Origin of the sequence: Salmonella sp. 741265055_HSA (genome assembly GCF_046569525.1) — a bacterium.
GTDB lineage: Bacteria > Pseudomonadota > Gammaproteobacteria > Enterobacterales > Enterobacteriaceae > Salmonella > Salmonella enterica.
In genome coordinates this window covers 1-20,680 of record NZ_JBKFSQ010000021.1, presented here as the reverse complement: position 1 = coordinate 20,680, position 20,680 = coordinate 1, and the positions used below count along the sequence as shown (strand labels likewise).

Annotated in this window: 31 protein-coding genes; 3 read left to right on the top strand and 28 right to left on the bottom strand. The window is 51.8% G+C overall.

The genetic code is table 11. The annotated features are described in order from the left end of the window. Positions 1-7 precede the first annotated feature (7 nt). The 19 genes from ACLD4K_RS13135 to ACLD4K_RS13045 all read right to left on the bottom strand — a co-directional run bounded on the left by ACLD4K_RS13135 (position 8) and on the right by ACLD4K_RS13045 (position 11,752). Positions 8-595: a phage tail protein gene (locus ACLD4K_RS13135; protein ID WP_001001824.1), complete on the bottom strand. Its 588-nt coding sequence runs from the start codon at positions 593-595 to the stop codon at positions 8-10. Further along, complete coding sequence (locus tag ACLD4K_RS13130; RefSeq protein ID WP_020437993.1) at positions 588-1,772, bottom strand: baseplate J/gp47 family protein; 1,185 nt, start codon at positions 1,770-1,772, stop codon at positions 588-590. Before ACLD4K_RS13130 ends, ACLD4K_RS13135 begins: the two co-directional genes overlap by 8 nt. After that, positions 1,769-2,098 carry a DUF2590 family protein gene (locus ACLD4K_RS13125; RefSeq protein WP_001002797.1) on the bottom strand — a complete coding sequence of 110 codons (330 nt, stop codon included), beginning with the start codon at positions 2,096-2,098 and terminating at the stop codon, positions 1,769-1,771. The genes ACLD4K_RS13130 and ACLD4K_RS13125 overlap by 4 nt, the downstream gene beginning before the upstream one ends. After that, positions 2,095-4,065, bottom strand: a complete 1,971-nt coding sequence (locus tag ACLD4K_RS13120; protein WP_045160255.1) for a phage tail tape measure protein — start codon at positions 4,063-4,065, stop codon at positions 2,095-2,097. The genes ACLD4K_RS13125 and ACLD4K_RS13120 overlap by 4 nt, the downstream gene beginning before the upstream one ends. Beyond that, positions 4,062-4,205, bottom strand: coding sequence for a DUF6890 family protein (locus ACLD4K_RS13115; protein WP_370922079.1), 144 nt, complete (start codon positions 4,203-4,205; stop codon positions 4,062-4,064). The genes ACLD4K_RS13120 and ACLD4K_RS13115 overlap by 4 nt, the downstream gene beginning before the upstream one ends. A 47-nt stretch (positions 4,206-4,252) precedes the next feature. After that, positions 4,253-4,510 carry a putative phage tail assembly chaperone gene (locus ACLD4K_RS13110; RefSeq protein WP_000411339.1) on the bottom strand — a complete coding sequence of 86 codons (258 nt, stop codon included), beginning with the start codon at positions 4,508-4,510 and terminating at the stop codon, positions 4,253-4,255. Further along, positions 4,497-4,685: a hypothetical protein gene (locus ACLD4K_RS13105; protein ID WP_001270303.1), complete on the bottom strand. Its 189-nt coding sequence runs from the start codon at positions 4,683-4,685 to the stop codon at positions 4,497-4,499. Before ACLD4K_RS13105 ends, ACLD4K_RS13110 begins: the two co-directional genes overlap by 14 nt. Further along, the gene (locus tag ACLD4K_RS13100; RefSeq protein WP_000376372.1) at positions 4,657-4,989 is read right to left on the bottom strand and encodes a hypothetical protein; all 333 of its coding nucleotides are present in this window, start codon (positions 4,987-4,989) and stop codon (positions 4,657-4,659) included. Before ACLD4K_RS13100 ends, ACLD4K_RS13105 begins: the two co-directional genes overlap by 29 nt. Continuing rightward, a complete protein-coding gene (locus ACLD4K_RS13095) occupies positions 4,989-5,330 on the bottom strand; it encodes a M15 family metallopeptidase (RefSeq protein ID WP_000175560.1) in 342 nt (113 codons plus the stop codon). Before ACLD4K_RS13095 ends, ACLD4K_RS13100 begins: the two co-directional genes overlap by 1 nt. Continuing rightward, positions 5,327-5,620 (bottom strand): phage holin family protein, encoded by a 294-nt coding sequence (locus ACLD4K_RS13090; RefSeq protein ID WP_001154425.1) that lies wholly within the window; start codon positions 5,618-5,620, stop codon positions 5,327-5,329. The genes ACLD4K_RS13095 and ACLD4K_RS13090 overlap by 4 nt, the downstream gene beginning before the upstream one ends. A gap of 9 nt (positions 5,621-5,629) precedes the next feature. Beyond that, a complete protein-coding gene (locus ACLD4K_RS13085; protein WP_000166743.1) occupies positions 5,630-6,085 on the bottom strand; it encodes a phage protein in 456 nt (151 codons plus the stop codon). After that, positions 6,082-7,209 carry a DUF2586 domain-containing protein gene (locus tag ACLD4K_RS13080; RefSeq protein WP_411011985.1) on the bottom strand — a complete coding sequence of 376 codons (1,128 nt, stop codon included), beginning with the start codon at positions 7,207-7,209 and terminating at the stop codon, positions 6,082-6,084. The genes ACLD4K_RS13085 and ACLD4K_RS13080 overlap by 4 nt, the downstream gene beginning before the upstream one ends. Continuing rightward, positions 7,206-7,913, bottom strand: coding sequence for a hypothetical protein (locus tag ACLD4K_RS13075; RefSeq protein WP_183073073.1), 708 nt, complete (start codon positions 7,911-7,913; stop codon positions 7,206-7,208). The genes ACLD4K_RS13080 and ACLD4K_RS13075 overlap by 4 nt, the downstream gene beginning before the upstream one ends. Beyond that, on the bottom strand, positions 7,910-8,416 hold the full coding sequence (locus tag ACLD4K_RS13070; RefSeq protein ID WP_000084221.1) for a phage tail protein: 507 nt from the start codon (positions 8,414-8,416) through the stop codon (positions 7,910-7,912). Before ACLD4K_RS13070 ends, ACLD4K_RS13075 begins: the two co-directional genes overlap by 4 nt. Further along, positions 8,413-8,865 carry a head completion/stabilization protein gene (locus ACLD4K_RS13065; RefSeq protein WP_024136587.1) on the bottom strand — a complete coding sequence of 151 codons (453 nt, stop codon included), beginning with the start codon at positions 8,863-8,865 and terminating at the stop codon, positions 8,413-8,415. Before ACLD4K_RS13065 ends, ACLD4K_RS13070 begins: the two co-directional genes overlap by 4 nt. A gap of 96 nt (positions 8,866-8,961) precedes the next feature. Beyond that, on the bottom strand, positions 8,962-9,156 hold the full coding sequence (locus ACLD4K_RS13060; protein ID WP_000398492.1) for a hypothetical protein: 195 nt from the start codon (positions 9,154-9,156) through the stop codon (positions 8,962-8,964). 3 nt (positions 9,157-9,159) lie between these two features. Continuing rightward, positions 9,160-9,864 (bottom strand): phage terminase small subunit, encoded by a 705-nt coding sequence (gene gpM / locus ACLD4K_RS13055; protein ID WP_001218534.1) that lies wholly within the window; start codon positions 9,862-9,864, stop codon positions 9,160-9,162. 3 nt (positions 9,865-9,867) lie between these two features. Beyond that, positions 9,868-10,890, bottom strand: a complete 1,023-nt coding sequence (locus ACLD4K_RS13050; RefSeq protein ID WP_024156703.1) for a phage major capsid protein, P2 family — start codon at positions 10,888-10,890, stop codon at positions 9,868-9,870. Positions 10,891-10,951: 61 nt separating this feature from the next. Continuing rightward, positions 10,952-11,752 (bottom strand): GPO family capsid scaffolding protein, encoded by an 801-nt coding sequence (locus ACLD4K_RS13045; protein ID WP_411011984.1) that lies wholly within the window; start codon positions 11,750-11,752, stop codon positions 10,952-10,954. Positions 11,753-11,912: 160 nt separating this feature from the next. Here ACLD4K_RS13045 and ACLD4K_RS13040 point away from each other — a divergent pair, with 160 nt between their 5' ends. From ACLD4K_RS13040 to ACLD4K_RS13030, 3 genes are read left to right on the top strand one after another with little or no spacing between them, the layout of a single operon-like run. Further along, entirely contained in the window at positions 11,913-13,688 is a 1,776-nt protein-coding gene (locus tag ACLD4K_RS13040) for a terminase large subunit domain-containing protein (protein WP_111751494.1), read from the top strand. Further along, positions 13,685-14,746 carry a phage portal protein gene (locus ACLD4K_RS13035; protein WP_000038208.1) on the top strand — a complete coding sequence of 354 codons (1,062 nt, stop codon included), beginning with the start codon at positions 13,685-13,687 and terminating at the stop codon, positions 14,744-14,746. Before ACLD4K_RS13040 ends, ACLD4K_RS13035 begins: the two co-directional genes overlap by 4 nt. After that, complete coding sequence (locus ACLD4K_RS13030; RefSeq protein WP_001552031.1) at positions 14,743-15,066, top strand: ogr/Delta-like zinc finger family protein; 324 nt, start codon at positions 14,743-14,745, stop codon at positions 15,064-15,066. The genes ACLD4K_RS13035 and ACLD4K_RS13030 overlap by 4 nt, the downstream gene beginning before the upstream one ends. On the opposite strand, the gene ACLD4K_RS13025 is transcribed toward ACLD4K_RS13030, so the two are convergent. The 9 genes from ACLD4K_RS13025 to ACLD4K_RS12985 all read right to left on the bottom strand — a co-directional run bounded on the left by ACLD4K_RS13025 (position 15,040) and on the right by ACLD4K_RS12985 (position 20,588). Beyond that, positions 15,040-15,258, bottom strand: a complete 219-nt coding sequence (locus ACLD4K_RS13025; protein WP_023199746.1) for a hypothetical protein — start codon at positions 15,256-15,258, stop codon at positions 15,040-15,042. The two genes, ACLD4K_RS13030 and ACLD4K_RS13025, sit on opposite strands and share 27 nt — an antisense overlap. Before the next feature lie 113 nt (positions 15,259-15,371). Next, positions 15,372-17,393 (bottom strand): replication endonuclease, encoded by a 2,022-nt coding sequence (locus ACLD4K_RS13020; protein WP_411011983.1) that lies wholly within the window; start codon positions 17,391-17,393, stop codon positions 15,372-15,374. Beyond that, positions 17,390-18,250 (bottom strand): DNA adenine methylase, encoded by an 861-nt coding sequence (locus ACLD4K_RS13015; protein WP_000279402.1) that lies wholly within the window; start codon positions 18,248-18,250, stop codon positions 17,390-17,392. The genes ACLD4K_RS13020 and ACLD4K_RS13015 overlap by 4 nt, the downstream gene beginning before the upstream one ends. After that, a complete protein-coding gene (locus ACLD4K_RS13010) occupies positions 18,241-18,471 on the bottom strand; it encodes a DUF2732 family protein (RefSeq protein ID WP_000057334.1) in 231 nt (76 codons plus the stop codon). The genes ACLD4K_RS13015 and ACLD4K_RS13010 overlap by 10 nt, the downstream gene beginning before the upstream one ends. A gap of 67 nt (positions 18,472-18,538) precedes the next feature. Continuing rightward, the gene (locus ACLD4K_RS13005; protein WP_000022786.1) at positions 18,539-18,940 is read right to left on the bottom strand and encodes a hypothetical protein; all 402 of its coding nucleotides are present in this window, start codon (positions 18,938-18,940) and stop codon (positions 18,539-18,541) included. Further along, the gene (locus ACLD4K_RS13000; RefSeq protein WP_000996837.1) at positions 18,940-19,365 is read right to left on the bottom strand and encodes a hypothetical protein; all 426 of its coding nucleotides are present in this window, start codon (positions 19,363-19,365) and stop codon (positions 18,940-18,942) included. Before ACLD4K_RS13000 ends, ACLD4K_RS13005 begins: the two co-directional genes overlap by 1 nt. Next, positions 19,355-19,588 (bottom strand): phage filamentation protein Fil family protein, encoded by a 234-nt coding sequence (locus ACLD4K_RS12995; RefSeq protein WP_411011982.1) that lies wholly within the window; start codon positions 19,586-19,588, stop codon positions 19,355-19,357. Before ACLD4K_RS12995 ends, ACLD4K_RS13000 begins: the two co-directional genes overlap by 11 nt. 242 nt (positions 19,589-19,830) lie before the next feature. Next, a complete protein-coding gene (locus ACLD4K_RS12990) occupies positions 19,831-20,334 on the bottom strand; it encodes a phage regulatory CII family protein (protein ID WP_411011981.1) in 504 nt (167 codons plus the stop codon). Between the two features lie 32 nt (positions 20,335-20,366). Beyond that, entirely contained in the window at positions 20,367-20,588 is a 222-nt protein-coding gene (locus tag ACLD4K_RS12985; RefSeq protein ID WP_032411114.1) for a hypothetical protein, read from the bottom strand. Positions 20,589-20,680: the final 92 nt, after the last annotated feature.

The window sequence follows — 20,680 nt, the reverse complement described above, 5'->3', positions numbered from 1 at the left end:
AATCCCCTTATAACCCTGCGCTGTACGTCGCGCTGCTGGTTTCCGTACCGCTCAGTGCTGCCGGATAAACCACATATTCCCCCTGATCCCATCCCGCCCGGATAGTCAGCCGTTCGGACGTGATCACTTCAAACTGGTAACGGCGGCATGTCCGCCCGTACTGCCGGATAATCTGGATCATCAACTGCGTGTTAGTCGCAATCTGGCTGTCCGTGACGCGAACCTGAATCACATCCCAGTCAATGCCCGGCTGGCGCTCCATCAGTTCAACGTACCCGATCCCCAGCCGCTCAAAGATACTGATAAATCCCTCAACAGAACCGGCGTCACGCGCATTCACGAAGGCATACGCCACACGCCTGCGGAACAGTTCCAGCGGCTCCCCGTCAAAGCGGGAAATGTCCCGGTCATACGCCAGCAGGTTAAGTAACGCCGGTGTACAGGTCAGCGGATCAAACTGGTTCAGTGGCCACGTCACCCAGCCGTACACCTCCGCCCAGAATCGCCGCGCCGTTTGCAGCAGTTTTCGCGGCTCGCCCCTGTCCATCCAGGAGGGAAGTACCATTCCGGCCAGTTTTTTCATGAACTCATTCATTCTCAATACTCACCACAAGCGATTTCAGGCGCGGCACATTCAGCTCACTGGCAATGTCATCCAGCGAAAAATTCAGCGATTCCGTTACCGGAAAGTTTTTATGGATTTCGCGCCCCAGCTGCGAGAAGGAGAACCGTGAATACGGCCACGTCCTTCTGACGTCATAGTCCGTATTTTCCCGGAAGGCGCACCGGATCAGGTTTTCAATACCGTCCTTCAGGCGCTTCTGTTCATCATCACTGATGTTGTTCAGGTTCCTGACCCAGACAGTGACCGCCAGATCGTGCAGGGTTTCCGGCATGGCATAACACTGCATATCGTCCCCGTGGCCGTGATGCCCCTGAGTGTTGATATAGTCATTCACGGCATCCACAAACGGCGCAGAAGCCACGCCGCTGTCCAGCAATAAATAGGCGTTGGCTGTCCCCGGCCCCCTCGGTGCTTCGTGCTCAAAGAAAATCCGTTCAATGCTCAGTCCGGCAACACCGGCTATCATCGACCGGTACACCGCGTCCGTGTGGTAGTTGCCCACCAGGTTAAACTGGTTACGGCAACGCTCACGCAGCTCATCATCGCTTTCCTCATCCGCGCCCGGTACGGTCAGCCAGTTCTCTTCACTGGCCACATGGCTGATGCCGTCCACGGCCACCGGCAGAATGCGGTAATATCCCGGCGCAAGGTTATATGCGCCGCCCGTTCCCGTTGCCTTTACCGGCAGCAGTGCGCTGGCGGTACCGGAGGCAATCACCACATCTTCCGTGATGGCCAGTTCATACACCCTGCCGTTAATACGTTCTGTCTGTATCACCGTTCCGGCCTTCACCGTCACCACGGCGCTGGCGTCTTCCTTGTAAAAACGGATAACGCCCTGTGCAGCGCTGGCGGGCTTCGGCGTGATATTCACCGCCCATGCCAGCAGCCGTAACATGCTTCCACTGGCCGTGGCCACAAACATATTGGCCAGTACGGTGGAGATCAGAACCTCCTTCAGCCACATTACCGGCGCGGTTACAATGGCCGTGACCAGTCGCCAGAACGGAGACATACGGGAGGTATTCGTGATAATTCCCTCCTCCGTCGCAATGGCATTAAAGCGATCGCGAATCTCTTCTTCCGTCACCGGCATACCGCTGGCTTTCACCACCTCTTCAAAGTCAACCTGTGGCTTTTCCGTCATAAATCCACCTGTACCGATATTCCGCCGAAGTCATAAGTGCTGGCCGTGATCCACAACCGTGTCCGGCTTTCTTCACCGATTTCCACCGTCCCCGGAACGATGCGCTCATCATCTTCAATCAGTAATTCCATGCGGGTAAAAATATCTGCCCGCATGGTCGGGCTTCTCTCGGCAATTAATTCCGTCGCCAGACCGCTTTCAATAATGGAATGAATAATGTCCTGCCCGATACTTTTACGGTTATTACATAATTCAGGTTCATTACCGGTATTCAGGACAAAGTCATTTCCCTGAATTAATAAATCAACATACAGGATTTCATTCATACGCCCAGCTCCTGAAACTCCATTAACTGCCCCGGCGTTATCATTTCTTTTGGATAGATATTGACAGTATTAATTTTCCGGCTGTTATCCGTCACAGACCTTGAGTTATTACTGACAGATTTACTGATACCACCTTTATCAATTCCTTTTAGCTCGCCACCTGTAGATAAATTATTTACTGTTAATGGTGGCGAAGAGGTTTCATTAGCCATTGAGATATCAACGCCGGGTATTTTATTCAGCTTCTCAACAATCCAGTTCCACGATTTCAGAAAACCACCTTTAACGGACTGCCAGACATTATCAAACATGGATACAATACCCGACGCCAGTCCACTTAATGCCTGTGAGGGTGAAAACCCTGTTAATAGCGCAATAAAACTGTTCCAGCCTTCACTGATAAATTGCCATGCTGTGGAAAACACCCCGGCCAGCCACGCCACCACCCTGGCACATGCCTGAAACGCGGATGTTTCCATAACAGCTGCTTTCACCGTATCCCAGTGTTTAATCAGCAACCAGCAACCCGCCGCAAGCAACGCTATCGCCCCGATCACAAGCAAGACCGGCCAGCTCATAAGATTAATACCGATTCCGGCCATGATTGCCGCCATACGAACGGCCAGCAACGCTCCGCGCAAAAATTTAAGCGTCGCATTCCAGGCGATAACAGCAATTTGTGCCAGCCATACCATTGCCGTATATGCTTTCGTGACGGCGGTAATGGCAACCCAGATCCCGCGTAAACCTGCCATGATGAACTTAGAAGCGCCCATCACAATATTGGCAACCGCGCCCACTGCCGCAAACCCCAGCAACGCCATAGCGGCGTAGCCGATAACACGGGCAATGTTGGGAAATAGCTGCATCCATCTGGCAAATGTCTGTCCCATATCCGCCAGACGGTTCAGCACCGGATACAATACCGGGATTAGTGTCAGCCCTATTACGGTCTGAATGGCTTTCAGGATTTGTACAAACCGATCCCACGGTTTCACCAGTTTACTGGCCATCTCCTGCGTACGTTTCAGACCGTCAGATCCGCCCAGTTCGGTGATGTTCCTCTGGAGAAGCGCCACATTACCGTAAAGGTGTTTGACCACAGCCGAACTGTCACCGAATGCCGCATCCAGTTCCGCCTGGGCTTTCAGATTCCCTTCCAGGCTCTTGCCGTATTTGCCCTGCAATTTAATCAGCATCTCAGGCATGGACAGCATTTTTCCGGTGGCGTCAGTAAAGGACAGACCCAGTTTTTTTGCCCCTTCAACTGCCCCCGTCATAAAGCCTTCATAGGCGCTGCTGGCTTCCGTTCCCAGCGTGCGGTTAAGCTGCCCCAGTACCGCCAGCTGTTCATCCAGTCCGACGCCGTAGTTGGTACCGACGCCCCGCGCCCCTTCCATCAGGTCTTTGATAGTGCCCATTTCGGTACCGAAGACCTTGCGCATATACACCATTTTTCCGGCCAGCTGCTCAGCGAACTGAACCTTGCCCAGACGCTCCGCATCGGCGGAAAAATTACCAAACATCTGCCCCATAAATTCCGCCGTTTCTGCGGCGGTGGATTTCAGGGCAAACGCCAGGGTATTAGCAACTTTTGTCACTTTCGGCAGTTCATTACCGGTCAGCCCGGCAATAGCGGAATTAATACTTTCAGTGGACTGAACAAATTCCACCGCACTGGCGCCATAAGTTGTACTGAAGCGCAGCGCATCCCGCTGTACGGCTTTTAATGCCTGATCATCAATCCCTTTTGATGCTGCATCATTCAGCGCATCATACATTTCAATTGCCGGTGATAACGCACCCCGTATGGCCATTCCTGTACCCGCTAAAGCCAGCACACCACCGCCAATCTGCATAAAGGCCGCTTTTGATTTTTCCGCAAAGCCGGTGACGCTGCTCTGTGCCTGTTTTAACGGACGGGACAGCTTATCAATCAGGCTTAATGTAAAATCTAACTGTTTCATTCTGTGCCTTTAAATGCTTTAGCCACACCATTGGCTACAGCAATTCCTGTATATTCCCAGTGACGGTTATCCAGCCAGATAGCGGCGGCAATATCGTCAACGGAATCCTGACCATGTGGTAAATAATGACGGCGAAGTATTAAATATTGTTCGAGTCCGTTCTGTTCAATTGCCCGGACTCGCTTTGTCAGTTTTTTACTTCAATTTCCAGTTCAGGGGCGTAAATATCATTAACCTTACTGACAAGCTGAAGCGCAGCGCCCGGACGTTTTAATATTTCAGCTAAAGCTTCCTTGCTTTCCGTTGCAACAATACGCGTCAGGTAGTTATGCGCAGGTGCCACTTTATTGTCCATTGCCATTTCATTAATAAACTTATTATAGGCGGTCTGATTTGGTTCAAAAATAATATCAGTCCCACAGACACACAGTTTAATTTTTTCCATATAAAAGACTCTCTCTACGATTAATTTCATCTATTAACTGATTATGGCGTGCTGCGCACTGACCATAAATTTCAAGATACGCATTCAACAGTTCCGCAGCATCTTTACCCGTAGTCCCTTTCAGGCGTGGCAGCTGCGTGACGCATTTAGTTTTCAGGTTTTCCTGATAACGCACGTTCGGTACTGGCGGCGGCGTCGTTGTACATGCGGACAAAGTCGTCAGACAGGCACACGTTAGTAAACACCGGCTTAACCACCTCCGTACGAATTTCACGCGGCGGTGCATTTTTCAAAGCCTCCAGTTGTTTTTCCAGTTTTCGCCCGGATTCACTGGCCATGCTTGCCAGCCTTTCCCCGGTAGCGCTGGCTGACCGGCTGATGGCCAGATCGATACTGTCACGCTGCCAGTTAGCCGCCTTCCACCCTGCCCAGAAGGCCAGAACAACCGTCATAAGCCAGCCCGCCACCACACGATCCATCAGCGAACCCCGTCATGCTCCAGACTGAAATGATTACCATCCGGCCTGGATTTGAAGCGCCCGCCCCAGCTGCCGCCCAGTGACTCCCAGTATTCGCCCAGCGGCAGGTAATCCTCTGTGCGGGTCTGGTACTGGCCGTTAACAAACAGGTTAAAATCCACTGCCAGACGCCGTGTATGCAGACTGTTGGTAATACCGCTGCCCTTTTTCGCGTTCAGCGCCGCCTGTTCCGGCGTGCGGTAAGCCTCCCCGAACGTCAGCCGGTAGCCGTGTTCTTCTGCCCAGTGGATCAGATTTGCCACCATAACGGTAAACAGCTGCTGTTTTTCACTCAGTGTCATTTGTCAGCCCCCTTCCCCAGAAAACCGATCCCTTTCTTACGTAGCCAGGCTTCAACACCATTAAGGCCAAGAATCCCCAACGCTGAACCAATGCCGGCAAGCGCAAGCGGATGGATATCCGGTACGAAGTAAAGCGCCACCCCTGCCGCTACTGATAACGCGCTGCCCACAATGACACGCCCCAGAACCAGACGTGCCGTGATCGGCTCGTCACTGTTCAGCATCTTGCCCAGGGCAATCAGCGCCCCCATAATTGCCAGCGCAATAAACCCTTTTTCGTAGTCCTGCATCCCTTTTCCTTACCCGATCAGATTTTCCGTAGCTTCCGCTTCCAGATACGGAACCCCGTTGATGTTGACGAACTTCGGACTGGTCACGAAGTATTTAATTTTGTGCGTGGATACGCTGCCGCCTTTTGGATCAATATCCAGCAGATTGCTTAACTGCAATTTATTGCCGAACGTCTCGACCTTCACTTCTTCACTGCCAGCTTTGGCGTAGAAAAGAAAATCCAGCGGTTCAATACCTCGCCACGAACCTGCGGCGCGGGCTTTGGCTGTCAGTACCTGAAGCACTTTAGAACTGACTTCAATTTCTCCCTCTGCGGCCACATCACCATCAACATGGCCGTCCGGCACACCACGGGTCTGGGCGGCGGCGCTGTTATCCGTGATATCCAGCGAAATTTTTTCTATATGGATCAGTTCACCATCGATGTAGGCATCAAATGACATGCCTGAAATACGTTTGGTCATGCTGCGGCCTCCAGACTGGCATCCAGTAACAGGCTGATAGTGATTTGCAGCGGCACTTCATACGTGCGTACCACAATGTAAATATCCACCGCCTTCTTGCTCTTCCAGACAATAGAGACATCTCCATCCTGCGGCGGCTTCACCTCTCCCGGAAACGACACACCGTTAATGTTGGCCGCCGTGGACATTTCGCGCAGTGGGCGGGCAAACAACGTCTGGTGTGCCGCGATGCTGCCCGGCGTACTGTTCAGCGAACGATCGGCAATTTTACCGATAGCCAGCAGGCGGACACGACGGGCGGCCTTATCCACAATACGTAGCGTCTCAATGGACTGATAATCACCCCCTTCCACATCCAGCGTACGTCCGTCAGCCCAGTAAAAGCCGTCATAATCCGGATACCACATCGGCACGCTGTAGCGCTGCGCTTCCAGCGCTTTAAGGGTGGCCAGCTCCAGTGTTTTCCCGGTGCCATCTTCCGGCAGTTCATCGCTGCCCAGATTAAGCAACGCCCCGGTTTTCACCCTCGCCGGACTGTCAGCAACCGTCACCGCCCGGTTACACAGGCGACCGGCCAGCACGCCCGGTTCATTCCCCCACAGACGCGGAACCAGCTGAACCGCTTTCTCTGCAATACCCTGCTGAAGGGTGGACAGACGTTTCAGATAATCCGCCTGGGCTTCATCCTCCTGCATACCCTGTACGGCCAGGATGAACCATACCCAGCGCCCGTATTGCGCAATCAGTTCAGATCTCAGCGTTGCCGCCTGGTTAATCTGTTCTTTTGCCGCCACATCATCCGACAGCACCACGCCTTCCACCGAGCAGGAAACCTGTGCAGCTTTGACGGCATCCACCCACGCGCCCGGCTCACTGTCTGCGGCCAGTACATGAACAAATCCCCACCAGTTCTGGCCGGCGTTCGCCATTGCCGCCAGTACATCGCTTTTTAACGGGCTGTGCCCCTCGCCCAGTAGTGCGTTAAAGTCACTCTGTGCATTAACAGCCAGCGTTTTACCCACATTTTTGGTACCCGTACCGATAAACAGCAACGTGCGCTCCACCTCGTTGGTTTCACCCAGTAACTGGTTTACCTGGTTAACGGTCACGGTTGGCCAGGTCATGTTTTCCCCTTAATATCCTGCGCCTTTACATTCCAGCCAAAGCCTATAGCCTGAAGCTGACGCGCCAGCGCTTTATCAAATTCATCGTCATTCATGCCCAGAAATACGCGGGCAGGAAGATCCACAGTCCAGCTGGTTTTCACTGCTTTACCACTCAGCTTTCGAATCAGTAATCCGGCCTGGCTGTATGGCATCGTCCGCGTGATATCGCCCAGCGTGGGCTTTTTCCAGCGTTTTCCGGTTCTCACCCGATACCCCAGCGCACGCAGTTTTTTAGCCTGGGCAGGTGTCGCCATTTTTCCGGCGTCCGCCTTACGTGGCTGACTGCTGCGGCTGACCTTTACCCGCATTCCGTTTTGTTGCGCATAACCTACGGTTCCTGCCTGAACCGGCGTTTCCCCGTTCCGGTACCCGCCGCCCTGCAAATAGATCCGTACGGCCTGAATCTCAGGCATTTCACGGATATGAAGCAGCTTTGGCAGGTTACGCAGCATCTTCCCTTTGCGTTTTGTCTTACGTCCCGGCCATTTCTGGCCGTCCGGGGATTCCTGGTTACGAACATGTCTTTTTGCCGCAGCAATTACGCCATATTTCGCCAGACGCCAGATCAGCCGCTGGCGCTTCTGCGGTGGCAACTCCATACTGGCCAGCGCCTTACGTAATTCAGTCAGCTGTTTTTTATTCAGCTCGCCACCGGCTATCATATTTCCCCGCTCACCGGCGCCCCGGTTTCATCCACACTAAAAATGCTGGCAGTTAACGCCGTCCAGATTTCAGGCTCTGCCAGTGACCAGCGCTCACCACGCCACGGAATAGCCCCGTTTTCGTCCTGCCTGATCACCAGTTCTTCCACCATCGGAACGGTCAGCACCACAGTGGCGGTTTCCTCATCTTCCACTGACACATCCCAGTCAGGTTCGGCTTCACTCAGCCCTACTTCATCCAGCAGGTCTCTGTCTGCATCGTCCAGCCACGCCGCCAGTAAGGACATAAGCAACTGCGGCGGACACAGGCGATAGGGAAAACGCGCCCAGCTCAGAACTGCGTCATACCGAATAACCGCCTGGCGATATTGCCCCAGTCCGTAATCCTTCGCGGCGGGGATGAACTTCATTTCATCCAGTACGCTGTCAAATGACTGCATCGCCCGCGGCGGAACGTTCTCCTGAAAAAAAGCGGTCAGGCTTTGGATCTGCGTCTGGCTCATACTTTTTTCACCGTTGCCCGTTTAAGCCCCTTCATGCGACGGATCACCACGGACGCCTCAGCCAGTAACCCGGCCCGTGTCTCCTGGCTTTCCTGCCCCGGATGGGTATCACGCCGTCCGATAGTGGCGAACTCACCCAACAGATCCGCTTTTGCCCTGGCAAAAACGGCTTTCATGTACTGGGCGCACAGGCTGTTAAGTCCGCCCATCTTTACACCCGGCACATCTGCCGCCAGCGTATGGCCTTTCGCTTTCCAGCTGGCCTCCACGTTTTCCAGATCGGCATTCACCTCCGCGACAGCGGCAAGCAGCGCCTGGCGGATGGTGTCAGCGTCAATATCTGGCGGTAGTGACCGCTGCGCCTGAAAATCCTTCAGATTCAGATCCGGCCAGAAACCATTATTGGCCAGCGGCTCGTCCTGATAATCCAGCGGTTTTCCACTAAACATAAATCCCCCGAAAAAGGCGGACTGACCGGTTTCCACGGCGCAATGACACACAAGGTGTTTTGCCCTCCACCGCGTCCGCCTGGCGTACGGTAGTCTTTAAAGCTGAACCGTGGTCAGTTCACTCTCATCAAACCAGGAATCTACAGCCCGGCCATCAGCAGCACGATAATGAAGCAAGTATTGATTGGCGAAAGTGGCGTACTCAGCACGCGCCTTCACATACCCATCTTCACCACTGATCGCCACTCGCACAGCCTGATTTAATTCGTATTTAAATTTGATACCTTCCATCCTTTAAGCTCCGTTTTCGAGGCGTCGAATACGGGCGGCAATGGTCTGCCGTGCTGTTCTGACGCCAATTTTTGAGTAGTGTTTTTCAGCAATGGCCAGCAACTGATCGGCTTTTTCCAGCGTTTCAATATCATCCACACCCGCAGCAGTTTGCTGGCCATCCTCATTACGCAGCAGCTCCAGCCCCGCAAATTTGTACCACTTGGCTGTTACCTGCTCATGCAGTCGCCATACCCCTGCCACACGTTCAAACGTACGGGAGAAATACGGCTCAATACTTTCTCCGCGCCCGGCGCTTTCCTGCGCCCATGCCAGCATCGTATCGGCCACAAACGTGGGAAAATTGCTGCGTAACTGATCCGGTGTGGCCTGTTGCTGACTGATTGCGATATCAGCCCATTCCAGCGCCTGATCCAGCTCGCCCACGTCAAACAGCCAGATAACACACCAGGCAAATACCGGATTGGCGTACACCTGCTTGCTTTCCAGATACGCTTCAACAGTCGGTACCCAGCGCGGCAGCAACACATCCCTTTTAAACTCAATGCGATCCGCGATTGTCGGCAGGCTGCGTACGTGTTCCACATCCGTTTCCAGCGCTTTGACCAGAAGGTGCATACTTTCCGTGGTTTCCAGCGCCTGGCTTCGCTTCAGCTTTTGTTCCATCGCAATGCGCTGGCTGTGACGCTGCGCGGGAGAAAGTGCCATTTATCAGCCCTCCGCTGGTTCGGAAACCTTGCCGATAGTTACGGCGGATTCATCAATGGCCGCATACAGTTCCGGCACTTCCACCGCATATCCTTCATTGCGCAGGTATTTGTTTTCGAACTGCTTACGGTCTTCCACAAACTCCGCCTTACGCATACGGGTATTGCGCTGGGTATAGATGTGCAGATTTTTCAGCGGCGTCACCACCATGCGTTTTCCCGGCATAAAAGGCGGGATAATGGCCGGACGGCCAGCAATGGTATTCCCCAGCAACTGCGCTGCGATTTTTTCAGTCGGACGGTCTGCGGCCTGATACAGGCGATACTGTTCAGCTGCAACCAGATCAGCCCCTACCAGAACCACCAGACGCGGGTCATTGCGGAACTGCGCCGGAATTTTGGCGTTAATCAGGTCTGACGCCATTGCATCCAGTGATTTGTAATCCCCGGCTGCATCCAGCACCACCGGATCGGTCATAATCTGATTGCCGCCCAGCAGCGTTTTCATGCGCTCATGCCAGCCGATATTCACATCTTCACCGTTCGGGTTAGCTTCGGGATCAGTGGTTTTTGCGCGGCTCTTACCGTTAAAGCCGATACGCAACATATCCAGTGCAAAAGCCTGCGTGGTAAATGCCTGGACAAGGTTGTAAAACTCGTTTTCATCTTTACCGGCGTTTGCCCAGACCGAAAGCAGATCCCAGCGCAACGCGGCGCAGCTATCTGTTTCAACCAGTGAATAGTCGTTTCCGTCCACACCAACCTGGCGAATAAAACGGCCACTTTCACTACGTCCTGTGTGTAATACGGAAGAACCAACGGAAATCACCTGGCCACTCAGCTGATCAACATCCAGACAGGTAAGCATGTCCAGGAATTCGACGGACTCCAGCAGCGCAAGACGCAGCGCATTTTCCTGCGGGTTACTCAGGGAAAAATAACGACTGGCATCACGCGCCCCAAACTGCTGCGCCATGCCCGCCGAATATCCGTCCAGTAATTCCCGCGCACGGTTATTAAGGTGCATAAAACTCCCTCGCGATTAAGCGATAATAAAAATATTTGAAACTAATCAGCGCTAAAGTGAATTACAGGAAATTAAACTTTCCGGCTTTCTCTGAAATTTTGCGGCCTGGTGTACGGACTGATTTATTTCCCAAATCGTTAAAACGCTTAACGATATCTTTTGCATTATCACGAATGGCGGCAAATTCTTCTGTATCCACCACTTCCGCAATAGTATCCACATCACCCTGAACATCATTCAGTTGATTTTCAATTTTGGCCATACGGCCTTCCAGTTCGTTTACCGCGTTTGCCAGTGCCTGTAACTTATCATCACCCTGCGCGGTATCATCTGGCGGCGTTTCATCTTCAAACTTCGGTTTAATACCAAACAAATTTTGCCAGTTCTTCATTTTTCCTTCCTGCTTAATTTTGCCATCGCGGGAAATTACATAACGGTAATAACCCTGTTCAGATAATTTGCGCTGCCGACTGAAGCGCAGCCGTGTGGTGCCAATGCTGGCAGGAGTATCCGTCACTGCCAGTCCCTTGAGGTATGTTCGTCCTGTTCCGCGCCAGTCTTCCTCCGGCTCTATGGAGAAGAAAAGAAGCTGGTCTTCTTCGTTAGCGTATATCAGCCGCATATTCGGGCAAAGACTGACATACAACCGCGCCAGCCCGTCATCCCCGTCCCGCCAGGTGGCTTCCAGTACTTCACCGAAATTACCCCCGCCTTTCTGGTGTTCCGGCCAGATTAAAGCGACATAGTGGTTATAGTCATAGGTTTCCCCCATATCGATAATCCACTGACGTTTAATTATCCTGCCGTCAACGGTATCTCCTTCAGTAGCAACACACAGCCAGTCAGTTTTTAAATGTGACATATCCCCCCTGTTCCACTTCCTGACGCTGCAAATCAATTATTGCCAAATAAAACCATTGCTGCATTACGTTTTATTCTGAACAGTTCGGATATAACGCTTTACCGAATGCAGACGAATTATCACCACCGTTTTTTTATTACAGCCACGGCATAATTACCGCATGGCTAAATACTCTGAAGAATTAAAAGGCGTTGTCCGCGCACTTTATCTGCGCCGCTATACGCCGAAAGAAATTGCATCTGAATTAAATCTGCCGAATGCGCGGATCGTTTACTACTGGGCTGAAAAATACAGCTGGGCTGATTTGCTCAGTTTTGAAAGTACTGAAGAGGCTATCGAACGCCGCTACCAGCTACTGGCCAGCCGGGATAACAAAACCGATCTCGACCTGAAAGAAATGGACATGCTCATTGCTCACGCCACAAAGCTACGTGCGCAAAGCAATAAGCATAAAGAAAAGATGGCCAGCGGACAGAATTCCGGGCAGGCAGATGCGCGGGACAGTAATGATGACGAACCCCGCCGCAAACGGAAATACAAGAAAAACGATATTTCCTCGCTGAAGCAAGAGGATTTTGACGCCTGGGCTGATGAACACCTGTTTGAATACCAGAAACACCTGCGCCGGAACATTGGCCAGCTGGTCAGAAACATCCTCAAAAGCCGCCAGATTGGTGCGACCTGGTATTTTGCGTTTGAGGCGTTTGAAAACGCAGTCATGACCGGCGATCCACAAATCTTCCTGTCGGCATCAAAGGCGCAGGCGGAAGTGTTCCGGTCTTACATTGTAAATATTGCTGAACAGTATTTCGGGATCACGCTGACCGGCAACCCCATCCGCTTGTCCAACGGCGCGGAGCTGCGCTTCCTGTCAACCAACAAGAACACCGCCCAGTCCTACAGCGGCCACCTGTACTGTGATGAATATTTCTGGGTTCCAAATTTCACAAAACTTAATGAAGTGGCCAGTGCAATGGCCACACATGACAAGTGGCGTACCACCTACTTTTCAACACCGTCAGCTAAAACTCACCAGGCGTACCCGTTCTGGACAGGCGATGAATGGAAACAGGGCAGTAAAAAACGTACTGCCATTAAGTTTCCGACCTTTGATGAATTGCGCGACGGCGGGCGGGTTTGTCCGGATGGCCAGTGGCGCTACGTCATTACGATGGAGGATGCCATTGCGGGCGGCTTCAATCTGGCCAACATCGAGAAGCTGCGCAACCGCTACAACACAGCCACTTTCAACATGCTCTATATGTGCGTGTTCGTGGACAGTAAAGATTCCGTTTTCAGCTTTTCCGACCTGGAAGCCTGCGGCGTGGAAGTGGATACCTGGCAGGATCATAACCCTGACGCCGCCCGGCCATTTGGTGACAGGCCAGTATGGGGCGGCTTTGACCCGGCTCGAAGCGGGGATTTGTCCTGTTTTGTGATTGTGGCACCGCCGATGTTCGCCGTGGAGAAATTCCGCGTTCTGAAGGTGATTTACTGGAAAGGAATGAACTTCCGGTACCAGGCAAAGCAGATCGAGCAGCTGTTTAAAAAATACAACTTCACCTATCTGGGCGTGGACGTTACCGGTATTGGCCAGGGCGTTTTTGACAACATTCAGCATTTTGCCATGCGTGTGGCCGTCGCCATTCGTTACGACCTGAACACGAAAAATCAGCTGGTACTGAAGGCGGCTGACGTGGTCGAAAGTCAGCGAATTGAATGGGACAAAAACCTGAAAGAGATCCCGGCCAGCTTTATGTCCGTACGCCGCACAACCACGCAAAGCGGTAACGCCATGACCTTTGTTGCAGACCGCAGCCAGGACACAGGACACGCCGAAGCGTTCTGGGCGATAACCCACGCCCTGCATAACGAACCTCTGAACTATGAAAATAAACCTAAATCACGCTGGAATTTAAGGAACAAGGCAGCATGAGTAAAAAGAAACACTTCGTTAAGCGCGACCAGCGCGGCGATAAGTCAAAAAAAATGAGCATCATTACGTTCGGCAAACCGGAACCTGTTCTGACCACCGGCACCGACTACCGGGATATCTGGTACGACAATGCCGCCGATCATTTTACCCAGCCAATTGACCGGCTGGCACTGGCACAACTGATTAACCTTAACGGTCAACATGGCGGTATCATCCACGCCCGTAAAAACATGATTGTGTCTGATTATCTGTCTGGCGGCCTGACTTACGACCAGCTGGAAGCCGCAGCTTTTGACTACATCACATTTGGGGATATTGCGCTTGGAAAAATTCGTAACGGATGGGGAGACGTGATCGGACTGGAACCCTTACCCGGCCTCTATATCCGACGCAGGAAAGACAGGAACAACGCAACTGATCAACCTGGTGATTACGTGGTGCTACAGGAAGGCGAACCACAGATATGGCCTGAAGAAGATATTATCTTCATCAAAATGTATGACCCGCAACAGCATATTTACGGACTGCCGGACTACATCGGCGGCGTACATTCTGCATTACTCAACAGTGAAGCGGTCATTTTCCGTCGCCGTTACTACCACAATGGCGCCCACACTGGCGGCATTCTCTACACTCGCGATCCCAGCATGACGGATGAAATGGAAGAGGAAATTGAACAGCAGCTGCGTGACAGCAAAGGGATCGGCAACTTCTCCACCATCCTGGTAAATATTCCCGGTGGAGACGGTGACGCCATCAAATTCATTGAAATGGGGGATATTTCCGCTAAGGATGAATTTGCCAACATCAAAAATATCAGCGCCCAGGATATTCTGAACGCGCACCGTTTTCCTGCCGGGCTTGCCGGCATTGTCCCGCAAAATACTGCCGGACTGGGTGACGTAGAAAAGGCCGAACGGATTTATAAAAAAAGCGAAGTCGCCCCTGTTCAGCGCCGGTTTATGATGGCCGTAAACAATGATCCAGAAATACCGGAAAACCTGCACCTGAACTTTGATTTAAGTTACACAGAATCAACGGATAAGGGTGCGGTATGAGGCAAAAAAGGCTAAAATCCAGGCATCATTTAACAGCTGGAGCATGGAATATGCGAGTTCTGAAAATCGAATGCCCTGAATGCGGCTCAAAAGCTGTTATTCGTAAAACGAACCGGAAACACCGGCAGATTGCCGATATTTACTGCGCCTGTTCAGATGTTGAGTGTGGCCACACGTTTGTTATGAATCTGACGTTCTCCCACACTCTCAGCCCAAGCGCTAAAACAGGTGATGCTATGGTACAAAAAATACTGAATGCCCTTTCACCCGATCAGCGTCAGATGGCATTAGACCTACTGAAAGCGACTCCCGCCGCCTGATAAGCCCCCTTTTTGGGGGCTTTTGCCTTCATATTCATCAAGCTTACTTTCCAGATCCGCAGTCAATTCGCTCAGCCAGGCCAGTGCTATATCTTTTTCACAGCCAGTGCACTTACTGTTTGCAATCAACCTGGTAAACAAAGCAATCCGTTGCAATGCGATGGTTTCCAAAAACAAATCCTGCACAAGCATCCTCCTAAAAACAGAACAACTGTATATAATTACAGTATACATTTAAGCACAAAATGTAAAAGGGATTTTTCCTGCTATTTAGTGATAAGCGTTTACCTTTCACAGACTTAAAACTAAAACCATCCCGGCCACAGCTCCTGCATTGGCTCGTTTTGCTTCTCCTGTAGTCGTCCGTTCCGGTATATGAGTGCTGACTGACCGAAACGAAGCCCTCCCCCTCGTTTCAGTATGTCTATTTCTTCATCAGAACCATCGAACCCCCGGCTTCTTAATTCCAGTTTTAACCGTCTGCGGGTTCCACCCTCCGTACAGTTATTGACAGAACTCCAAGGGGCGGCGTTGCCGCCAGAAAAACCCGCCTCCGCTGACGCTTCGGTCAACTTCGCAACCTTCTGCCACTTAACCAGACGGGTGCAGACCTCTGAATCTGGAACCAAAGGAGAATAAACACCCTGTACGCGCTGCACGTCTTCCGCATATTCGTTACCCTGTTCCGTAATTTCATAGGCCAGACGAACAACCAGATCACGGCGGGCAACCAGTGCGCCGCCCTGCGCCTGGGTATATGCAGCCCAGTCCCCGACATCAGCAGCAGCCAGAACCGCATCCATTCTGCGATCGGTCAGCACCTGATCCCGCAACCGACGAAGCTCACGCCAGACTGTCACCGGCGCACCGCCAATCTGCTGAAACTGGCGAATGCGCCAGCGTGAAGCCCATGCAGAAACAGATTTAGCCATATCCCGCAGGTTTTCGCCGGTTTCTTCGTCCTGCTCGCCATCCAGCGCGAATCCATCAATGTTTTTGGAAATGTATTTGGCGATGTAGCCCGTCGCTGACCCTTTAGCGGGATCGATGGCTTCAACATGGAAACGTGCCTTTAGCGCATTTGGCGTTTGCAGTTCTTCGGAATCGGTAATTCTGGCGTGATAACAAAGAATATCTCGCACCGTGTCCACGTCCTGCGGGCGCATGAACAGCAACATATGCCAGTGCGGTGTCCCGTCATGGTGAGGTTCGACAACCCTGAACCCAAATACATGGATACCCGCACGCGAGATCGCGGCGCGGGCTTTTGCCCATACGCCACATAAATATCGCTGGGTATCCTGCGGCGTACTTCCATCCCATTGCGATACAAAGCCCCCTTTGCTGTGTACCGCATGGAAACGAGATGGCGCGGTGATAGTGTAAAACTCACCGGCCAGCCCTTCTTCATTGGCCATATCTTCAAATCCTCGCATTCTTACCATTAGCTCACAGCGACGGATCGCCGGATTTGCAACACTGCGGTGTACCATGCTGTCCAGTGCAATGCGCAACCCTTCATCATTCAGCAGATCAAACTTTTTAAAGAACTCCAGATTTCGTTTTTTCTGTTCTATCCATTCCCCCAGCGTTTTACGGGATACATAAGCGCTGGCCGCTTTCTGCACCAGCCCCACGGCTATGGCCATATGCTCACGCTGTACGTCACGCGCTCGCTTCAGGCGCAGATACCACCATTCAGGTGCCATCATGCGAAGAATGCCGGATTCAGCCTTACGTGTTTCCAGTTGCCCGGCATTGGCTTCATGTTCTGCCCAGTATGGCGGCTGATTATTCAGCATCCGACTGCACGCACAAAGATAGCGATAAGACTCCATCGTTCGGCGGTGCAGCTCTTTAGCGTCGTCAGTGCCGGAATCAAACCGTTCTGTGAAGTCATACAGCGACTGGGAGATCCAGCCAGATATCTGGCCAGCCAGTTTTTTAAGTTCCGGGCGGTCAAGTGACGGCAGGCGTTCCAGCGACTTGCCAAAAGGAAGGTCTATTGCATCAGCGGCCAGCTTATAACGAGCAGCCACTTTGCGCAGACGTGGCAATACATTCCCTCCAATAGTCTGACGCAGGAATGTATTGGCACGGCGACGCCCGTCAGGGCCAGTAAAAATCTTTTCGTAACGACGGCCAAAATACCCGGCTAACCAGTCGGGTATTTCATGCAGGTATTGAGCACGCCATTTATGATCCTGCGGGTTTACAGCCCACAGGCGGCGCTCCGTGATTGTCACGTCTGCCGGTGTACCTGGCGCGAAGGTTTCACGCCGCCAGGCATCAACGGCGTAGCAATCTTCGTTTATTGCCAGCGTCATGCGCTGGCCTCAGGATTCGTCGGTAAAGGCCATTTAAGTATCAGTTCTGCCGCCATTTTCGGGCTTGCAGCTGCCGCACCAACACTACGCGGCGCATTAACCTTTAAGGCTTCAAACCCTGCATAAAGGTAATGCACCATTTCCAGATCGCTGTTTGACGCTACTACCTGAACTCCACGTTCAGCCAGGCGCCGCAGCTTACGCGCCAGCCGCCCCTGATCCATGTGCGAAAAACCACGCTCATGGTAAGCGGTGAAATTATCGCTATCTGTCAGATAAGGCGGATCGCAGTAAACAACGTCATTCCCGTCCCGAACCAAATCGAGCGTTTCTGAATAGTGGGCAGTAATGAATGTTGCGCGCTTTGCTTTTTCAGCAAAGGCGCAGATTTCATCAGCAGGGAAATAAGGCTTTTTGTACTTACCAAACGGAACATTGAACTGACCGCGGCGATTGTACCGGCACAGGCCATTAAAGCAGTGCCGGTTCAGGTACAGGAAACGCGCAGCAGCTTCTACGGATTCCGAACCAAAGGATTTACCTGACAGGTTGAACGCATCACGCACCGCGTAATAGAAAACCGCCCGGCTTTCTTCGTCACCTAACGAACCGGCAGTAAACAGACTCTCCAGCTCATTAAGCAACGCATCTGTGTGATATGCCATCGCTTTATAAAGATTAACCAGATCAGGATTCACATCTGCAATCAGATACTCGTCATAATCCGTATTCATCATGACGGCACAGGAACCGGCGAACGGTTCAACCAGGCGTTTACCTTCTGGAAGATGCTGGCGCAACTTCGGCATAAGGCGGGCTTTGCTGCCCACCCATTTAAGAGGAGTTTTTACTGCCATGCGGCACCGCCCTTACCAAAAATCACCGATTCTTCGCGCAACAGTTCAATTATTTCAGCAGCATTAAGCCCCTCGGTGGCCGCATGGGTGGCCAGCTTATCCAGACGAGAGGAAAACAGAACGGCGGCTGCTGCCTTTCCCTCATCTACGGCTTTTTTTAAGATTTCCTGATAGTTTGAAAGAGGAGTAGTAACGTTTACTTCAGAGCTAATTTGTGCCATTTCAATATCCTCAAGACAAAAGAATCCCCGGCCACTTGAACCGTGGCCAAAAAATTCAGGTTGTTAATTAGTGAAAAGCGGGTTGTGTAGTGACGGCTGAATAATTCGGTGCCGGAATAAGGTGAAGCTCATAGGTTGTCCGCCACCACTCCTGAATCAGCGCCTTTATCTCGCCAACACCCAGCGCCCCGGCTGTATAGAAAATTGCGCGAATCCCCGCCAGTGCTTCAATCTGTGCCTCTTTGCTCTCAGCTTCGCGGTACACGCAGCACCAGAAAGCGGCATTGATCGCCAGCCAGTGGCGCTGGTTAGTCATGTGTTCGGTGTCATTGAAGAAAAACGGATGCAACGCAATGCGGCCATTTTTACTGGCGCTTTTCTCTGCAAACGCTACCGCGTAGTTATGCGGGACTCCCCACACAGCCAGTTCAGCCCCCAACGATTTACCCTCTACAGAAATAATGCTCATCAGTGATTCCCCTGCTGCAATTTATGGACAATATGAGGTGCGATAATCATCTGCACTTTGTTCCTGGTATTAATGGGATGGACGATTTTTACTGGACGTTCAGCGGTTCGTCTGGAGAAATCACTGTCCCGTAAACTCCCGAATCCGCTAAAAGTTAAACGAGCACGGGAAATTCCCTGGCGCAGCTGTATCATGTCCCGATACTCCAACCGCTCAAAAAGTTCTCGCCAGCAACAATTACTTAAGCTGCGTTTAAAAACGCCGGATCTGGAATTGATTGCAGCAGCATGAAGAACCACCCCGCGCCATTCTGGTGTCAGGTTGTCCCACCACTCAGCGGCTTCACTGCTAGTACTGAAATATTTGCGCCGAATCTTTTTAAGATGATCCAGCCCACGCTTTTGCTGTTCCTGGTTAATTGCCATAACGCCCCCCAACCATTCCCAGCAGGCGGCGGGTTTTAGTCGTCAGGAAACGCAGAACAGAACCGCCCTTCATCTGGACAGACTCATGTGCATTGAATTTATAGGTGTGACCAGGATTCCAGCGCTGGCCGTTCGGCAGTTCTATCCAGCCCGTTGAACCACTCGGCAACTGCATGGCTGGTGATTCTTTTTTCAGGTAAGTCACAAATGATCTGGCTTGCATTATTGTTTTCCCTCCAGACTGACACGGCGTGAAACGTCGTAATCGCTCAAATGTACATCCCCCAAATCATCGTCACCGTTCAGCCCGGCAAATGCTGGGACACGAATAACGCTATATGCGGCTCTACCGTAGTAGCGTGGAACGCGCTTGATGAATGTTCCGTGAATAAGGTATTGCCCGCCCAATGAAGGGGTTATAACGACGCGCTGTCCGGGTTTTAGTTGCGTTGGTTTCATAGTCCCTCACATCAGGCCGGTGGCGTTAGTTGCAACCAGATCCACCGCTGCGGCTAAAACCGGCGCAGAATGGATACGGCTTTCAACGGTGTAAGCCAACACGGAAAGGCTACGGATAGCATCGCGAGCGCGATCAAGAATTTGTGTACGGCGGGCGGCGGTCATGTGCTCTGTTGATACCGCTTCCCCAGCAATCGCGCCCACACTGGCGGTAGCGCTCAACGCGCAAAACTGCATATTCGCTTCAGTTGCGTTATTTACCGGCACTGATGGCAAGCAATTAATCTGCGAAAGCATTCCATCCAGCAGACGCGCATCTTCTGTATGGTCAGTAATGGCCAGAAGTTCATCACAGGTCAGGCGATGCGGTTGTAACGGATTTAACTTATTGCGTAACAACTGTGGTCTCATACCAACGGCAGCGGCCACATCTTCCAGATTGTGTGCTAGCGCGAACGCTCGGCAAGCGGCATTAAAGTGCGCATGTTTAGAAGTCTGATAATCAAACATAGTCAACACTCCCCCTGAGTTTCAAAATCGAATCAGTTAAGTACGATGTTGCAACCCGCAAGGGCGTCGATTGTCATAGCCGCGATATTGATCATCACTTTTTCACGGCCTTTATCTTTACGTAAACGATGGCGAGGCAAGCGGCCATCTTTCAGCATGGCATCAACTGTATCTTCAGATAATCCCGTTAATTCGATGTACTTTTCTTTAGAGATTGAAGGGACAGGCAGATTAATTGAAATGTTGGTGGTCATAGTGCAAGATTCCTCTTTTGAGTAATCAACCGTTGCGAGCGGTTTTAAACAGTAATGAATGCAATAGCAAACTTCGAGAGAAGGTTAAGATC